Genomic DNA, 16485 nt, shown 5'->3' on the forward strand with positions numbered 1-16485 from the left:
AGGTGCCGCAGCCCGCAGGGTGCGGCACCTGCTGCTTGGGGCGCAGCCGGTTGGTCAGTCCTGACACTGCGTCCCTGACCTGTCATGTCAGCCAGGCTCGCGATGGCCGGTGTTAGGTTGAACCGTAACTATGTTCAAGTTCAGGGTGGCGGCGCTATCCCTGCATGCGTGTGAAACGGGCGGATATGACGCAGTCAGTGGATGGTAATTTTGGGTTCGACGACGTCCCGGCGGAGGACGACTTATTATCGATTTCGTCCTATGTGGACGGGTTGGTGGAATTCATCGATGCGTGTCCCACACCAATGACTGTCGCAGTGCAAGCGAACTGGGGAACGGGAAAAACCAGCGCAATGCTGCAGATTCGTAAGCAACTGCAGGCCCAAAAACCTGACGTCAAGACAATATTCTTCAACACCTGGCAGTACTCGCAGTTTGACCTCGGCGAGAATCTCGCGATCAACATGCTAAAAGCGATCGCCAACGGGCTGGAACCAAGTCAGGCGGTTCAGAAGACAGCAAAGGTCGAGAACTTGAAGCGACTGATCTTCAAGGCAGGAAGGCTCTACGCCAGTAAGACGGTGCCCGCTTTTATGGACCTGGCTGGGCTGGGCCTGGTCGGTAAAGCTGTTGGTGCAGCTGTAGAGACCGCCGCGGACATGACTGACCGCACAACTCAAGAGCTGGACAGCGTCGAGATCCTGTCATCTCTGCGGCACGCTTTCGCGGAAGCGGTCGAGGATTCTGGGCGAAAGCTTATTGTTTTCGTCGACGATCTGGATCGGCTGGCGCCCGGCCGTGCCATCGAGGTCATGGAGGCAATTAAAGTCTTCCTTGACGTGCCAAAATGTGTCTTCGTGCTGGCCATCGACTTTGAAGTCGTGAAGCTGGGCGTACAGGAAAAATATGGGGAAACTGTATCCGATCGCAAAGCGCGGTCCTTCTTCGACAAGATCATTCAGGTGCCATTTCACATGCCAGTGGCACGCTACGACATGACCAAGTTGTTTACAGTTGGTCTTGCACGAGCCAAGGTGGAAACCACACAGGCCACTTTTATGCAGTACATGGCGCTTTCGTCAGCTTCTGTGGGAGCCAATCCACGGTCAACGAAACGCCTTCTGAACACTTTCCTGTTGTTGAAATCCATTCTAGAATCCGAAAAAAAGATTCCAGCTAAGGGCACATCGAAGGGTCCGGCGGAGAATTACCTCCAGCTCTTTAGCGTGCTCTGCCTGCAGACAGCATTTCCGGAAGCATATTCCGCCCTTGCTGAAAATGGTGGAAACGGCGATCCGGCTGATGAGCTCAGTGTGCACGGTGACTCGGACGGAAATGAACAGTTCCAGCGCTGGGGTATTCCGGAGAATGAATTGGCCTTGGTGGGCCGATTCTTCGAAGAGCTGACCAGCGTATTCACGGTCGACTCCACGTTCTCAAACGAGGCTTTCAACAGGGCGTTCAGCCAGTCATCGATCACGAGCGTGACATCAAACGATGCCTCTCCTGGCCGTTACATGCAAACCTTTGACCCAGCCGAACGCCGTCTGCGTGCCATCGAGAAGCGACCCCAAGAGCTGGTAGATCTGGCCCTGCAATTTGAAAGGGAATTCACCGCCAAGGATGACGTTTTTGCGGCGCAGACCAACCCTGTTGACTGGACCATGCGGATGGCGAAAGGCGAGCCACGTATAGGGCTGCTGACCATTCGCGCCAAGGACTTGAAGGTTGTCTTGGAATTCAAAACGCACAAGATCGATGGCGAGCAGTTAGTGCTAACAGTCAACGCCATCAAGGGCGCATTCAACAACGCTGTGGGAACGCCTGCAGAATTGCAGCTGCACCGAGACGTCCCGCAGGTTGACCTCAGACCGGCGTATAGGGGCGGCATTGTTATGGAAATTTCCAAAATTAGTACTGCGGCCCATGTGAGCCAGGTCGTCAGGGCGTTGGAAGATCACCACGATCTGGCTGCTGCCCGGATGTAAGCGCAGACAGGTCCGCCACGTTCATCACGCGCGTCGATTCCTGCGTGGTCCCGCCGGGCTGAGGAACACGCGATGGTCTGGCACACCGTGAGCTTGCTTTTTTGTCTGAGCCGCTGATTATGATCAAGTAGAACTTCCAGCCGTGAAAGGATGCCCCACGCATGACCAACGACCCAACAGGCCGCCGAGCGGGGGCGCCGCCGCAGTTGTCGAACACTGACATTGCGATCCTGCAGGCCCTCAGGTTCCAGAAGAAACTGGACTCGGGGAACCCCATCGCGCCGGGAGAGTTCCTGTTGATTCCGCGGTACGCCATGCGCCCGGTCCGGCCCTCCATCAACCCGCAGAGTGAAAACATGATGGCGTCGGGCACCTGCCGTTTCATGACGTGGGGCGCCCCCGGCGACGGTTCCTACAACGCCTCGGGCATGCCGGTGCTGTTCACAGGCGTCGCCAACCGGCAGGGCACGGCCATGATGGCCGGTGCAGCGGCAACCACCATCGCCATGAACCTGATGAGCTCGCGCCGCGCCAAGGCGGACATGGCGCCTCGGTGGATGGACACGATTCCCCAAGGCGTGATCACCGTCAGCTCGTCCGGCTTCTACATCGAAGACCCTGTGTACGGCCTCACAACTTGGGCGTGGGGCGGCATCCAGAACATGGAATGGAAGGCTCCCTCGACCATTGAGCTCCTCATCCCGCGCCAGCAGGGCATGGACCGGGTGCTCCTCATCTCCGACTGGGCGGAGCTCATCTTCATCGCCTGGGTGCACGTCGCCTTCCCTCAGCACCCCGGCAAATACACGTGGCCCACCCCCGACTGGGCCGACCGCGTCCGCGCCTCCCTGCGGATCGACCCCTATACGGACAGGACCCTTCGGGCTTAGCGCATGAGGCACGACGGCGGTAGGCGGCTCCCAGCGCAAGCCGCCTGCCGACGTCGTGCTTTAAGGGCAGGACAAAGCCGAGCAGGATCAAAGAAGCCTTCCCCGCCGGATGCGCCTATTCTTGGTGCAATAACGGAACAACGAAAGGATGCGGCCATGGCAAACACCACGTTCAGCAAAGAGGAAAAGGCGGCCATGCGGGCGGCTGCGGCCGAGGCGAAGGCAGCCAAGGCGGGCGCCGACATGGAGGCAGCGTGCCTGACCGCCATCGCCGAGATGACCGGCGCCGATAGGGAATTGGCGCAAACCCTGCACGAACTCGTCAAGGAACACACAAGCCTGGGTGCCAAGACCTGGTACGGGATGCCGGCCTACATGAACGCCGACGGCAAGGTGGTGGTGTTCTTCCAGGCCGCCGCCAAATTCAAGGTTCGGTACGCCACGATCGGCTTCCAGGAGGATGCGCAGCTCGACGACGGCACCCTCTGGCCGAACGCCTACGCCGTGACGAAGCTGGGCGCAGCCGAGACGAAGCAGTTGGTGGCGCTGCTGAAGAAGGCAGTCGGCTAAGCGGGTCTGTGTCCCGGGCTGCAGCCGTCGGGTGGCGGCACGGCCAGCGGGGTCTCGACGGGCCCGTCCGGTGGGCGTATATTTCGAATAGAGCGCCCGCCCCTTGGCGGACGGAGCTTCCATGAAGGAGCAGCCATGCCGCACAACGGGCTCGGCCTCGATTCCTGGCCCCCCACAGTCACCGGGCCCCTGCTCGATCTGAGCGTGGATCTCGCCTGCGTCATCGGATTCGACGGGCGTTTCCGGGAGGCCACCGGGGCCTGGGAAGCACTCCTTGGCTGGAGCGCCGCGGAGCTGCCCACCCTCCAGCTCACCGATCTCCTGCACGACGCCGATGCTGCCGCGGCGCTGGCGCAACTGGAGTGCGCCAGGGGAGGGATCGACGTCGTCCGTTTCCAAAACCAGGCCCAGGCCAAGGACGGGACAACCCGGTGGCTGCTGTGGACGGTGGCAGGAATGCCCGCGGACCAGGAATTTCGCGCCGTCGTCTGTGATGTGACGCCCGGACACGACGCCGAGGCGCGCGTGCTTGAGAGCGAGCGGCGCTATCAGGACCTGATTGAATCCGCCCATGACATTGTCCAAAGCATCCTGCCCGACGGGCACTTTCAGTTCGTCAACCGCGCCTGGCATGCAGCCCTGGGCTACACGCCGGAGGAACTGCCCGGGCTGACGCTGTTCGACATTGTGGACAAGGTGGACCACGACCACTGCACCGTGTTGATTGCGCAGATCATGAGCGGGATGTCGTTCGACCGGGTCGAGGTGACGTTTGTGGCCAAGGACGGGCACACGTTCCCGGTGGAGGGCAACGCGACGGGGCGGTTCCGTGGCGGCGAATACATGGCGACCCACACGTTCTTCCGCGACATCAGCGACCGCAAACAGGCCGAGGCGCTGACGGCCGCCTACCAAAAACAGCTGGAGGACGAGGTGGCCGAGCGGTCCGCCGCACTGGTGCAGAACGAAAAGCTGGCGACGCTGGGCCGGCTGAGCGCCGGCATGGCCCACGAGCTGAACAATCCTGCCGCCGCGGCCCGGCGCGGGGCGGCACTCCTTGAGGGTGCATTTTCCAAGGCCTGCACGGCCCTGCTCACCCTGGCCCACGCCGCCCAAAGCCCCGAAGAGGCTGCCCGTCTGGGCGAGCTGATCGGCCGTGCCGCGGTGCAGGCGCAGGACACAGACCGCCTGGACCCGCTGGACCCGCTGCGCCGCGGCGACCTAGAGGCCGACGTTGAGGACTGGCTGGAATCGCACGGACTCAGCGATTCGTGGGACGCGGCGGATTCCCTCGTAGACCTGGGCATGGATGCCGCGAGCCTCGACGCGCTCGCCGGAACGTTTTCGCCGGACCATTTGGGGACCGCCATTACCGCACTGTCGCAGGCGCACACAGCGTACGGGCTCATCGCCCAGATCGGCCACGGTGCGGCGCGGATCTCGGCGATCGTCGCCGCGCTCAAGGACTACAGCTACATGGACCGGGCACCGGTGCAGGACGTCGACATCCATTCCGGGCTCGACGGCACCCTGGTCATGCTCGCCTCCAAACTCAAGCTCGGCATCGAGGTGCGCCGCGACTACGGGACCGGCGTGCCGCGCATCGAGACGCTGGGCAGCGAGCTGAACCAGGTCTGGACGAACCTGATCGACAACGCCGCCGACGCCATGGACGGCACCGGCAGACTCACCATCCGCACCCGGGCCGCCTCGGGTGGGGTGTGCGTGGAAATAGCGGACGACGGCGCAGGAATCCCGCCTGAGGTGGTGGGCAAGGTCTTCGACCCTTTCTTCACCACGAAGCCTCCGGGGAAGGGGACCGGGCTGGGGCTGAACATCGTGTTCAACATGGTCCGCGGCATGGGCGGGCACATCGATGTGGCGTCCGAGCCCGGGTGCACCGTGTTCCGGGTGTGGCTACCGCTGCGGCCGCCCGACGCGGAGCCTTCGGCTGAGCGGGGGAGGCGCCATGAGTGAGGGCGCTTCGCCTGAAGCTGCGCCTGAAACAGTGCCTGAAGCTGCGCCTGCGCGGCCGGTGATTCTCGCCGTCGACGACGATCCTGCCGTGCTCAGCGCCGTCCGGGGCGATCTTCGCAGCCGGTACGGTCGCCACTACCGGGTGCTTACAGCGTCCGGCGGCGGTGAGGCCATCGAGACGCTCGACCGGTTGAAACTGCGAGGTGACCCGGTCGCCGTCGTCATTTCAGACCAGCGCATGCCGGAGGTCACCGGCACCGAGGTGCTCACCGCGGCCCTGAAGCTGTTTGCTGAGGTGCGCACCGTGCTACTCACCGCGTACGCCGACACCGAGGTGGCCATCGGCGCCATCAATGACCTGCACCTTGACTACTACATTCTGAAGCCGTGGGATCCGCCGGAGGAGCGGCTCTTCCCCGTTATTGACGACCTGCTCGGTGACTGGCACGCGCATAACCAGCCGAGCTACACGGTGACCCGGGTGGTGAGCAGTCGGTGGTCGGCGCGCACGCACGAGATCCGCGATTTTCTGCAGCGCAACCAGATCCCCATGCAGTGGTTCGACGTCGATGTCAGCGAGGAAGGCCGGGCCCTGTGGGACGCTGCGGAGGATGATGGCCTGCCACTTGTCATCACCCCGGATGGCACCGCTTTACACGCCCCCGACGTTTCCTCTTTGGCTGCGGCGCTGGGCCACAAAACCCACGCGGACGCCGAATCATTTGACCTGGCGATCATCGGGGCGGGGCCCGCGGGGCTTGCTGCCGCGGTGTATGGGGCGAGCGAGGGGCTGCGCACTGTATGTGTTGAGGCCCTCGTGGCGGGTGGCCAGGCCGGCCAGTCCTCACGGATTGAGAATTATTTGGGGTTTCCCGCCGGCATCTCCGGCACGGACCTGGCCCGCCGGGCGGTGACGCAGGCGCGCCGGTTCAAGGTTGACGTGCTGGCACCCACCTCCGCTGCGGGTCTGGACCTGACCGGCCCCTATCCGCGCGTGGAACTGGCCGACGGATCTGCCATCAGCGCCGGTGCCCTGATCCTGGCCTGCGGTGTCGCATATCGCAGCCTGTCCGTACCCGGCAGTGCCGAGCTGGAGGGGCGAGGAGTGTTCTACGGGGCGTCGCTGAGTGAGCGGGACACTGTGGCTGGTGAAGACATTGTGGTGGTGGGCGGCGCGAATTCCGCCGGCCAGGCTGCCGTGTACTTTTCCGAATACGCCCGTTCCGTGACGATCCTGTGCCGGGCTGCTTCGCTTGGGGCGAAGATGTCCGCTTACCTTGTGGACCAGATTGCCGCCCGGCCCAACATCGCCGTCCGCTGCGGGGCGTCGATTGATTCGGTTACTGGGACGGAGAAGCTTGAGGCCGTGGCGATCCGGGATGGCTCCGGCCCGGAATCCGTGGCCGCCTCCGCGCTGTTTGTGTTCATCGGAGCCTCCCCGCACACAAACTGGCTGCCGCCGCAGATCTCCCGCGACGACCGCGGCTTCATCCTCACCGGGCCCGCCTTGGGAGACTTGCGGCACCGCACAGCCGGCGGCGACCGGGACCCATTCCTCTACGAGACGAGTGCCCCGGGAGTGTTTGCCGTGGGCGACGTGCGCTCCGGGTCGATGAAACGTGTTGCCTCCGCTGTCGGTGAGGGCTCCGTGGCGGTCCAGTTTGTGCACCAGGTGCTGCGCAGCTGACGGGGCAGTGGCGTGGGGTTGCCGTTGAAGACGGACCGGCCAAGAATGGAAGAACCATGAGCGAGCCAACTGAGAGCTGCAGCCGATAGGACGGTGCTGACTACCTGAGTGATGCTGCCGGGTACCTTGCCGCCGTCTTGGGGGATCGCGATGAACCTGATCTGATTGCGCATGCGCTCAACACCATCGCCCGCTCCGGATACCTGCGCCAGTAAAGTGATCCCGCCTCTACTTTGGCCGATACCACCATAATTCCAACTGGATGTTGTCCGGATCGCGGAACACGAGGGCTGCGCCGATGGCCGTGTCCTCAGCCGGGGAGTGGGCCATGCCCCGGTCTGAAAGTTCCCGCTGCCACGCCTGAAGGGCGGCCCAGCGGATCTGGAGCCCGTCGTTGCCGCCTTGGACAAGGACCCTGCCGGCTCCGTGGACGGGGGTGAGGGACCAGCGGAACCAGCCGTCCGACGTCGAGCCTCAACAAGTTCGCCAGGACCTGGCCGCCGTGTCCGCCCACAAGTAGAGACAGCGGGACTGCCGGGCAGGTACTGGCAGCCCCGTCCTCGGCAAGGGCCCGCCGAGTACTGCTGAAGGCATGGATCCACGTTAATAAATCAGGGCGTTCCTCACCTCCCGCCGGGGAAGATCACCCCGGCCCAGGCCAAGCTGCCCGCCTACGGTGACAACCAGCGGGTTGCCGGGTTGCATCGCAAGGAACGGGCAATGCTCGCGGGCGTGAGCGTCGACTATTACACGAAGCGGGAACGCGGAAACTTCGGCAGCGTCTCGAAGAGCGTCCTGTACGCGCTGGCCCAGGCACTGCAACTGAATGAGCCTGAGCGGGAGCACCTCTCCCACCTGGCCGCCCGCACCGGGACGATCAAACCCGGACGGCGCCGCGCACCCCAACAGACTGTGCGTCAGTCGGTGCAGCGGGTTGTTGACGGGCTGAGCGATGCGCCGGCGTGTGTGCGCAACAACAGCCGGGAATTCTCCTCCCTCTGGGTAGCCCACGACGTCCGCTACCATGACACCGGCTCCAAAACGCTGCACCACCCGGAGGTGGGCGACCTGGAACTAACCTTTGAAGTGATGGATTTGCCGGTAGGGGGGCAGTCACGGATTGTGTACGGTGCCGAGCCCGGGTTCTCAACGGAAGAAGCCCTGCGCCTGCTCTCCATCGGGGCCGCCACCAACGAGCAGCAGGCCCGGGTGGAAGCTGCGGAGCTCAACTCCTGACGCTGGTCGCCATGCGCCATGCGCCTTGCCCATGGCGGGAGGGGCACATAACTTGGGTGGCTTTGCTTTATGTGCATGATGTGACGGCTGCAAGTGAGCATGTGCACAGTAGACTTTTGACATGCTCCTGCGGGCCAGCTGCGGTGGCGCAGCACGTACACTGACGCCATGCTGTGTCTGGCCGTTGCGCATAACCCGGCCTGCTTTCCGCATGCGCCGCGCCCGCGCTGACCTTGGGTGCAGCCTATGGAAACCATCAGAGGTGTGCGGCGGGCTCAATCTGCAAAAGTTTTCGACTGGCTCACTCAGGGGTCGAAGCGCCAGGTCAAATCAGCGGGGGATCAGCCCGAGCTCGGCGAACGCGGCGGCGATGCCGTGCTGGTGCGGCGGCAGTGCAGTGCGGTCCGCTATGGCCAGCAGGTCCGGGTGGGAACCCTCGACCGCCACGCCAAGCCCCGCATAGGCAAGCATCTCCAGGTCGTTCTGTCCGTCGCCAAAGGCGATTGAATCCTTCTGCGCGATGCCGAGCCGGGAGAGGGCGGCAGCAACGCCGTCGGCCTTGGAAATGCCCCGCTGAAACAGCTCCCCGGCGTGCGGACCCTCATCCGCAATGGAATTTCCGACGACGTCAATGTCACCGCCGATTTCCGCCACCAGCTGCGCCATGGGCACGGGGGATTCGTAGACGGAGATCTTCGCGAAGATGGCCTCATCAGTCCCGGACAGCACCCGCACTCCACCCAGAATCGCGGCGGCGCCGGTGGTGCGACCGTCGGGGTCCGCGGCGAAATGCGCCTCGATGTGGGCGCGCAGCCGGGCCTCTGCGGAGGGCTTCACATACAGGGCGTGCTGCGCTTCGAGGAGGTAGACGGCGTCGTGCGCGTCAAGGGCGGCGAGGGCGCGGGCGGCCAGATCCGCGGGGAATTCCCTGTCCAGCAGGACCTCACCGGCCACCTCCACATACGCGCCGGCGCTGGCAATCACTCCGTCAAAACCCGCACCGAGAATGCTCTCCGGCAGCATGGGCAGCGGCCGGCCGGTGCTGATGAAGACCTTGTGTCCCGAGGCGCGGGCGGCCCGGACCGCCTGCACGTGGGCGTCTGGAACGACCCCGAAGTCCGCGTAGGTGCCGTCGACATCGAGGAAGACGGCCTGGATGGTTTGCGTGGAAGTTTCGGCGCTCATGATCGGGAGTCTAGCCGCTCCGGGGCAGGGCGCGGTGCCAGGCTTTCCCATGGGTGTAGTTGTCCTGCAACTCCACCACGACGAAGCCGGCGCGGCGCAGTTCTGATAGCGCTGCGGAATTGCGTCCCCGGGCTGGCAGTCGCTGACCCTGCACAGGGCCTCGAGGGTGCTGAAGCGTACGGCCTTGGCCCGGCCGTTCTTGAGGATTGACAGGTTGGCGGGCGTGATGCCGACCAGCTCTGCCAACGTGCCCACGGCCATTTTTCGCCGGGCCAGCAGCATCCGCAGTACCAGGACGATCAGGGCCGCGCAGGAAATGAGCAGCCCGGCCCCGCCGATCAGCAGCGCCACGCCGGGTGCAACGGCTTCGCCCGGCACCGCCAATGATGTCAACGTAGCGGAACGCCCCCTGCGAAAATACGGTTCCGCGCTGCACCATGGCCAGCAACCGCCAGACGCAGACCAGCGTGACCTGCACCGTCACGAATCCCAGCAGCACGATAACGACCACCGGGACGCGCACTCCGGCCATGGCAGCCCCGGCCTCCCCGAGATCCACCGCAAGCAACGGCACCATGACGGCCTGCACAAACACCGAGCCGGCAAGAACCAGCGCCAACAGGACTCGCAGGGCGAGGACTGTCAGTTTCCCCACGGGAAGTCCTTAGATCGAAAAACAGTGGAATCGCTCGTTAAGCGATACGTTGTGGCCGGGGGCGCTGCAAGGCATGAGGGCAATGCGGGACCCGGCGCGGTGGGTGCCCGGCTTCGCCGCTCACCGCGGGTATGATCACTTTAAAACCATCGGCATGGGCCAGGTCATTCCCAAACTGGCCTCCCGCCGCATCGAAACATTTGAAGGGTTAACGGATGCCTGAAGCAACGCTGATGACCAGCGCCGTCCTCCGCACCTCCGACGCGCAAAGGCCCTATGCGGACAGTGAGCCGCTCACCCTCGAGCAACTGCCCGTCCCGGCCCCGCGCGCCGGCGAGGTGCTGGTGAAAATCGAGCGCGCCAGCCTCTGCCATTCAGATCTTTCGGTCATCAACGGCTCCCGGATTCGCCCGCTGCCCATGGCACTGGGGCACGAGGCCAGCGGAACCGTGTCCGGCGTCGGGCCCGGCGTGCAAGGTGTCAAGGCCGGTGACCGCGTCGTTCTCGTCTTTGTCCCCAGCTGCGGGCACTGCAAGGCCTGCGCCGGCGGCCGCCCTGCCCTGTGCCACCGCGCCGCCGAGGCCAACGGCGCAGGCGACCTCCTGCACGGCGAAGCCATCCTGCGATCGGCGTCGGGGGAGCGGATCAACCATCACCTGGGCGTCTCGGCGTTCTCGGAATACGCCGTGGTTGCCCGGGAGTCCGTGGTGGTGATTGACGACGACGTCCCGCTGGATGTCGCCGCCATGTTTGGTTGCGCCGCCCTCACCGGAATCGGCGCCGTCATCCACTCCGCCAACGTCACCGAGGGGCAGTCGGTGATCGTGTTTGGTATGGGAGCCGTAGGCCTTGCCGCTGTCATGGCGGCGGTGCAAATTCCCGGCACCACCGTCATTGCCATCGACCCGCTGGCCGAAAAACAGGCCCTCGCCCTGCGCTGCGGCGCCCACTTCGCGGGGCCCCCGGCCGAGGCTTCCGACCTGGTCGCCGCGCATACCCAGTTCGGTGCCGATGTGGCCATCGAGGCCGTCGGCAGCGCCAGGGTCATGGAGGCCTGCCTGGAGCTGCTGGACCGCGGCGGCGCCCTCGTCTCGGTAGGGCTGCCGCACCCGGACCAGATGCTCAACGTCCAGGCGCTGCAATTTGCTGGCACCGGCAAACGGCTCATCGGCTCCTACATGGGCGACGCCGACCCTGCCCGTGACATCCCCGCCTACGTGCAAATGTGGCGCGACGGGCGCCTGCCCGTCGAACTGCTGCACACGGACACCAAGCCGCTGGCGGAAATCAACCAGGGGCTGGACGACCTGGCTGACGGACTTGTGGTGCGCCGTCTGTTCACCTGCGACGCCGTGTAGCCAAAGTTTTCGGTGCTTCCCCGCCCACCCCCCTGGGAACGCCGCAGCAGCAAACGGGCATTAAACACAAACGCTCCAGCACTTAGTGCTGGAGCGTTTGGAAAAGCAGCCCGGAAGGTGCTGCCGCGTTGGGAAAAGCAGCCCGGAAGGTGCTGCCGCGTTCGGGGCGGCAGGGTTAGGCGAACAGCTGTTCGCCTATGAAGCCTCCCTCGCTGCAGCCGGGCGGAATGGCGAACACGGCAGACCCGATCGGCACAGTCCACTGGTTCAGGATGTCCAGTTCATCGAGGCGCCGCTGGATGGGTGTGAACTGCTTCTGTACATCAGCCTGATACGAGGCAAAAATGAGCCCCGACCCGGAGATGCTGCCGGCGTCCGGTGCCTGGTCGTAGTTGTAGCCTCGCCGGAAAATCCGCTGCAAAGGGTCATCCGGCCGGGACCGGCGCATGTGCGCGAAGTCCTCGATGACCGGGAATCCCGTGGGATTCAGTGCCTCGAAGTCCGGCTCGTCGAGTTCAGCCGTTCCGGTCAAGGGGGCCCCGTTGTCCATGCGGCGGCCCACGGAGGCGTCCCGCCCGGTTCGATCCAGCTCATCCCAGGTGTCCAAGTTCATCTCAATGCGCCTGATCACCAGCGACGTCCCGTTTTCAATCCACGGTGAAATCTCCTCCCGGCCCCACACCACATCCTCATGCCAGCCGCTGTCAGGCATCGGGTTGGCCGTGCCATCCACCTGGCCAAACAGGTTCCGCATGGTGGTGCCGGGCCGCTCGGTGCCGTAAGCGCGGCGGAAACCCTGCTGCACCCACTTCACGGTGGCAAAGCTGCGGCTGTCCTTGAGCAGCATGCGCTGGGCATGGGCCACCGTCAACGGATCGTCGGAACAAATCTGCAGCAGCAGGTCGCCGCCGCTGTATTCCGGGCGCAACTTGTCAACGGAAAATGCCGGCAGCGCCGTGAGCCATTCCGGCTTCTGGCGAGGGTTGACCAGTTCCACCAGCCTGGGTCCGAACCCAAAGGTCACGGTCAGCCGCGCGGGACTGGTCGCAAGCTCCACTTCCGTGTCCGCCAAGGCACCCCGGCCCTGGGTGAGTCTGGCGGCGTCGTCGGTCAGCAGCCGCAACAGCGCCTTGACACGGTCCGCGGTCAGTTCCGGGAGCAGCTCCAGCGCCACGAAATTCGCGTGAGACTGCGCGTCCGTGCTGATCCCGGCCTGCCGCGCCCCATGGAAGGGCACAGTCCCGCTGCCATGCAATGCCATGGACGACGGCGGGGCCTCGCCTTCTGCCTTCCCGCCCGGCAGCAGCGTGGCCGCACCTACCAAGGCGCCGATCCCGGCGGCGGCGCCCCCGAAAAGCAGGTGCCTCCGTTGCACGCCGCCCTTGCCTGTACTACCAGTGACTTGGGGTGCGACCGTTGTGGTGCTGTCCGTCATTTGGCATCCGCGGGGGTGCCATGGTCCATGTCGCCGTGGCTGCCATCGCCATGGTCCATGTCGCCGTGTCCGCCATCGCCATGGTCCATGTCACCGTAGTTCTCGTTGGCGCCGGAGAAGTCCTTGACCACGGCAGTGAAGTCCAGGCTCTGGCCATTGGACAGTTCCAGACTGAAAGGAAGTTCGTCACCGGCCTCGACCGGCTTGACCAGGCCCATCAACATGATGTGTTCGGCGCCGGGTTCAAGGACAAGTTCGCCGTGGGCGGGAATGGTGAAGCCACCTTCCTTGGCCTGCATTTTCATGTCCCCGTTGGTACCCATGATAATTTCGTGCAGTTCAGCCGTTTTTGACGCCGGGGTGCTGACGCCGACAACGGTGACGTTCTCATCAGTGGTGTTCCTGATGATGCCGAACGCGGACGTCATGCCGGAATCGATGGCTTTTGCCCATGTTTCACTGATGGTTAATGCGGCAGCGGTTGAACTGGCTGACGCTGACGGTGAGGCGCCTGCGTCGACCGCCGCGCCGCAGCCGGTGAGTGCCAGTGAGGCCGCGGCCGCCACGGTCAGCAGGGTGTAGCGGAGGGAGGTGTTGCGCGGGGAAGTGATGGTCTTGTTCATGATGATGCTCCTGAAAGGTATTTCCGGGCGTGCCGCAGCTGTGCGTTGCAGGCCGGGAGGAATGTGAATTGCGTAGTTAGGGTGTTTGCTTGGATTTTTTCCGTGCACGCCCGATGAAGACGAAGGCCAGATAGGCGCCCAACCCAATGGCTGTGCCAATGCCTATTGGCGCAACCTTGGCCAAAACGGATCCGTCCGTGCCGGTCCCGGCGCTCCCGGCGGCGTCCCCGGTGGTCCCGGGGCCGCCATGTGGCGATGAGGGTGCCGTGGCGCCAGTTGTGCCTGTTGTCTCTTTGTTGGACTGCGAGCTCAGCGTCGGTTCTGCCGCAGCAGTGGCAGTGCCAACCCGGAAGGTCTGGGTGCCGCTGATGGGGTGGCCGTCGCTTGAGACCACCCGCCATCGGACCAGATATTCGCCGTCGGGCATGTCAGCCAAAAGCGGCTGGGTCAGCTTTTCGCCACTTAGGGAAGGATCGCCCTGGGCCCAGTCCTTGTCCCGCCCATCCATGACCCGGACCTCGTTTCCGAGGTTGAGCAACGAGCCGCTGTAGATGAATTCCAGGCTGGCCGGTGCCTCTTTGAGTTGCTCTCCGGGGGTGGGATTGGTGGCAATGAGTTGGTCGTGGGCAGCGGCTCCGGGTGCGGTGGCCAGGGATAGCCCCAGACACAGCAGCAGGACGGCACCCGCTGCAGCCCAGATTAATGCGAGATGTTGCTGCCGGTAGTTCCGCCGCAGGGCGTTGTTTGAATTGTTTGTAGGCATGGCTGCTTCCCGCCCTGCCGCGCAATGGGCAGGCAGGGCTTTCCAGTTGAAAACGCTGGGCGTTTAAGACACGGGGGAAAGCAAAGGGGGCCCGCGGTGGCGCATGGCAAGCATCGGGACGCCAAGGTTGGGCACTGCTAGAACAGGCCATTCTGTCGGAGTGAACCGGGAGCCGGCGGCAAGGGCCATCGGCCGGAACACCGGCAGCAGCCGGATGAGTCTCAGACGCAGGGCCCGGATGAGCCGGACGGTGCTGGTCTCGCCGTGGCGCAGCACAGCGATGGTGACGGCCGCTGCGAGTATGTGGTTCAGCCACATGAGGGCGGAATCGTGGTTCATGGCCGAGTGAGCTGTGGCTGAGTCGGACATGGCCAGCATGGTCATGGAGCCCATGTCGTGGCCGCCGTGGCCGCCTTGCGGAAGGGCTGCAGGGGAGCCGGACATGGCGGCATCGGCACTGAAAAGCCAGTGGAACACGCTTTGGCTCAACGCCACGGCCGCTGCCATGCGCCAGAACGACAACACCCGGCCTGCAAGCAATGTACAGACCAAGCCGGAGAGAGCCAATGACAGCAGGGCTGTTGGCAGGCTGGGGATGCCTCCGCCGGCGAGTGCGTGGGAGGTCGCCGCAGCAAAGGTTGCGGCAGCTGCACCTGCCCAGCCGCGCGCAAGGCGAACGCCTCGTGACGCCATCCCTGCCTCCTTGGTGGATTCCCAGACCCGGTGGTGCCCGGCCACCAATGAGTATTCCATATTTCTACGGGGCGTCGAAATGATGTGCGGGGAACGGTGCCCCGGGAACGGTTGGCCACCCGGGTGCGTTGGGTGCAGGTGCCAAAACCAGGCTGAACAAATTTATTTGTTGGTGGGACACTGGAGGCATGTTGGACGTTGTCGTGATTGCGGATGCCGCAGCCGCCGAGGCGGTGCTGGACCCCATCCGGGCCCGGCTGTTGGCCGAGGTGCCCGATCCGGCGCTGGAACCGAACATGCTTTCAGCCCGGTGGATGTTGGCGCTCGCCGCCCGGCTCGTCAAGGACGTGGGAACACTCTTCACCGGCGCCGACCGTGCCAAACAGCGCCTGGCCACGTTCGCCATGGACGGCGAGGTGAGCGTGGCCAGCGCCGCCGAGCGGGCCGCCTTTGTCGCAGAACTTGCGGCAGGAACGGCGAAGCTGGTGGAAAATTACCACAGCGGAACCGCAACCGGCGGCCGCAAACACAGGATCGTCGTCGCACTTCATCCCAGCGTCACGCCGGACGTGAGCGCCACTACAGGCCCGCAGAAGATTACCCACAATGCCGGTACCACCGGCCAAACCGAGGAGCCATGATGGCCAAGGAATTCAAGATCGTGCACGAATCCGAGATCGAGGGCACCCCGCAGGCGGTGTTTGATGCGGCAACTCAGGGGACTTCCGGCTGGATGTGGCCCATGGGAATCGAGCCGAAACTGGGCGGCGCGGGCCCGTTCGGCAGCACCGTCACCGTGTGGGAGCCACCTCACCGCTTCTCCAACCGCATGGACGGCGAGGGCGGCTTCTTCAACCAGCTTGATTACGACATCTCCGAGCTCCCCGACGGCAAGTCGTGGCTGCGCTATGTCCACGGCGGCGTCTTCTTCGAGGACTGGGACAACCAATACGTTGGCGCGTCCAAGCACACCGCCTTCTACCAGCACACCCTCGGCGAGTACGTGAAGTTCTTTGCCGGGCAGCAGGCAGCGTTCGCCGACGTGCAGGGGCCCGGCACGTCTTCCACGCCCGAGGCCTTTGACGCGGTCAAGGCCGCCCTGGGGATTCACGACGGCGGAGCCGGCGGACACGTCAGCGTCGCCATTGCGGGCCTCGGCACGGTGGACGCCGTGGTGGACTACCTTGATCCGAATTTCATTGGCCTGCGCACCGAGGATGCCATGTACCGGTTCTTCGGCCGCAACGCCTTCGGCGCCGTGGTGGGCTTGACCATCCACCTGTTCGCCCCCGGGGCGGATGCCGATGCCGCCGGTGCGGCCTGGGGTGCCTGGCTGACCGGGCTATACGCATAGTCTGGCTTCTGGCGCCGTTGCGGGGCTGCATCTTTGGTGCTCAACGCTGAAACGGGGAAGCCCGTGCGGGC

Annotated in this window: 14 protein-coding genes and 2 pseudogenes; 9 read left to right on the forward strand and 7 right to left on the reverse strand. The window is 64.4% G+C overall.

The window, feature by feature from the left end; all coding sequences use genetic code 11:
- Window positions 1–197 precede the first annotated feature (197 nt).
- The 6 genes from art_RS17245 to art_RS17270 all read left to right on the forward strand — a co-directional run bounded on the left by art_RS17245 (window position 198) and on the right by art_RS17270 (window position 8348).
- A complete protein-coding gene (locus art_RS17245) occupies window positions 198–1988 on the forward strand; it encodes a P-loop NTPase fold protein (RefSeq protein WP_162182073.1) in 1791 nt (596 codons plus the stop codon).
- Between the two features lie 161 nt (window positions 1989–2149).
- Entirely contained in the window at window positions 2150–2878 is a 729-nt protein-coding gene (locus art_RS17250; protein WP_038466837.1) for a hypothetical protein, read from the forward strand.
- A gap of 156 nt (window positions 2879–3034) precedes the next feature.
- On the forward strand, window positions 3035–3448 hold the full coding sequence (locus tag art_RS17255) for a hypothetical protein (protein ID WP_038466838.1): 414 nt from the start codon (window positions 3035–3037) through the stop codon (window positions 3446–3448).
- 135 nt (window positions 3449–3583) lie between these two features.
- Window positions 3584–5425: a PAS domain S-box protein gene (locus art_RS21250; protein ID WP_052136711.1), complete on the forward strand. Its 1842-nt coding sequence runs from the start codon at window positions 3584–3586 to the stop codon at window positions 5423–5425.
- Window positions 5418–7112 carry an FAD-dependent oxidoreductase gene (locus tag art_RS17265; RefSeq protein ID WP_052136712.1) on the forward strand — a complete coding sequence of 565 codons (1695 nt, stop codon included), beginning with the start codon at window positions 5418–5420 and terminating at the stop codon, window positions 7110–7112. The genes art_RS21250 and art_RS17265 overlap by 8 nt, the downstream gene beginning before the upstream one ends.
- 720 nt (window positions 7113–7832) lie before the next feature.
- Window positions 7833–8348, forward strand: a complete 516-nt coding sequence (locus art_RS17270; RefSeq protein ID WP_038466843.1) for a helix-turn-helix transcriptional regulator — start codon at window positions 7833–7835, stop codon at window positions 8346–8348.
- Window positions 8349–8678: 330 nt separating this feature from the next.
- Here art_RS17270 and art_RS17275 read toward each other — a convergent pair whose 3' ends face one another.
- From art_RS17275 to art_RS23385, 3 genes and pseudogenes are all read right to left on the reverse strand, one after another.
- Entirely contained in the window at window positions 8679–9533 is an 855-nt protein-coding gene (locus tag art_RS17275; RefSeq protein WP_038470800.1) for an HAD family hydrolase, read from the reverse strand.
- A gap of 180 nt (window positions 9534–9713) precedes the next feature.
- Window positions 9714–9815 (reverse strand): annotated as a pseudogene (locus art_RS23060) (helix-turn-helix domain-containing protein); the annotation flags it as partial.
- A 151-nt stretch (window positions 9816–9966) separates the two neighbouring features.
- Window positions 9967–10110, reverse strand: a pseudogene (locus art_RS23385) (DUF2975 domain-containing protein); the annotation flags it as partial.
- Window positions 10111–10421: 311 nt separating this feature from the next.
- Between art_RS23385 and art_RS17280 the strand changes: the two are divergent.
- A complete protein-coding gene (locus art_RS17280; RefSeq protein ID WP_038470802.1) occupies window positions 10422–11546 on the forward strand; it encodes an alcohol dehydrogenase catalytic domain-containing protein in 1125 nt (374 codons plus the stop codon).
- Between the two features lie 175 nt (window positions 11547–11721).
- Here the strand turns inward: art_RS17280 and art_RS17285 are convergent, their stop codons facing one another.
- From art_RS17285 to art_RS17300, 4 genes are all read right to left on the reverse strand, one after another.
- Entirely contained in the window at window positions 11722–12981 is a 1260-nt protein-coding gene (locus tag art_RS17285; RefSeq protein ID WP_038466846.1) for a Dyp-type peroxidase, read from the reverse strand.
- The gene (locus art_RS17290) at window positions 12978–13604 is read right to left on the reverse strand and encodes a copper chaperone PCu(A)C (RefSeq protein WP_038466848.1); all 627 of its coding nucleotides are present in this window, start codon (window positions 13602–13604) and stop codon (window positions 12978–12980) included. Before art_RS17290 ends, art_RS17285 begins: the two co-directional genes overlap by 4 nt.
- Before the next feature lie 76 nt (window positions 13605–13680).
- Window positions 13681–14367: a copper resistance CopC family protein gene (locus art_RS21255; protein ID WP_052136714.1), complete on the reverse strand. Its 687-nt coding sequence runs from the start codon at window positions 14365–14367 to the stop codon at window positions 13681–13683.
- 63 nt (window positions 14368–14430) lie between these two features.
- A complete protein-coding gene (locus art_RS17300; RefSeq protein WP_038470806.1) occupies window positions 14431–15060 on the reverse strand; it encodes a hypothetical protein in 630 nt (209 codons plus the stop codon).
- 188 nt (window positions 15061–15248) lie between these two features.
- Between art_RS17300 and art_RS17305 the strand changes: the two genes are divergently transcribed.
- Both art_RS17305 and art_RS17310 read left to right on the forward strand, forming a co-directional pair.
- Entirely contained in the window at window positions 15249–15701 is a 453-nt protein-coding gene (locus art_RS17305; protein ID WP_052136715.1) for a hypothetical protein, read from the forward strand.
- Window positions 15698–16414 carry an SRPBCC domain-containing protein gene (locus art_RS17310; protein WP_216699562.1) on the forward strand — a complete coding sequence of 239 codons (717 nt, stop codon included), beginning with the start codon at window positions 15698–15700 and terminating at the stop codon, window positions 16412–16414. Before art_RS17305 ends, art_RS17310 begins: the two co-directional genes overlap by 4 nt.
- Window positions 16415–16485: the final 71 nt, after the last annotated feature.

Origin of the sequence: Arthrobacter sp. PAMC 25486, assembly GCF_000785535.1 — a bacterium.
Lineage (GTDB): Bacteria > Actinomycetota > Actinomycetes > Actinomycetales > Micrococcaceae > Specibacter.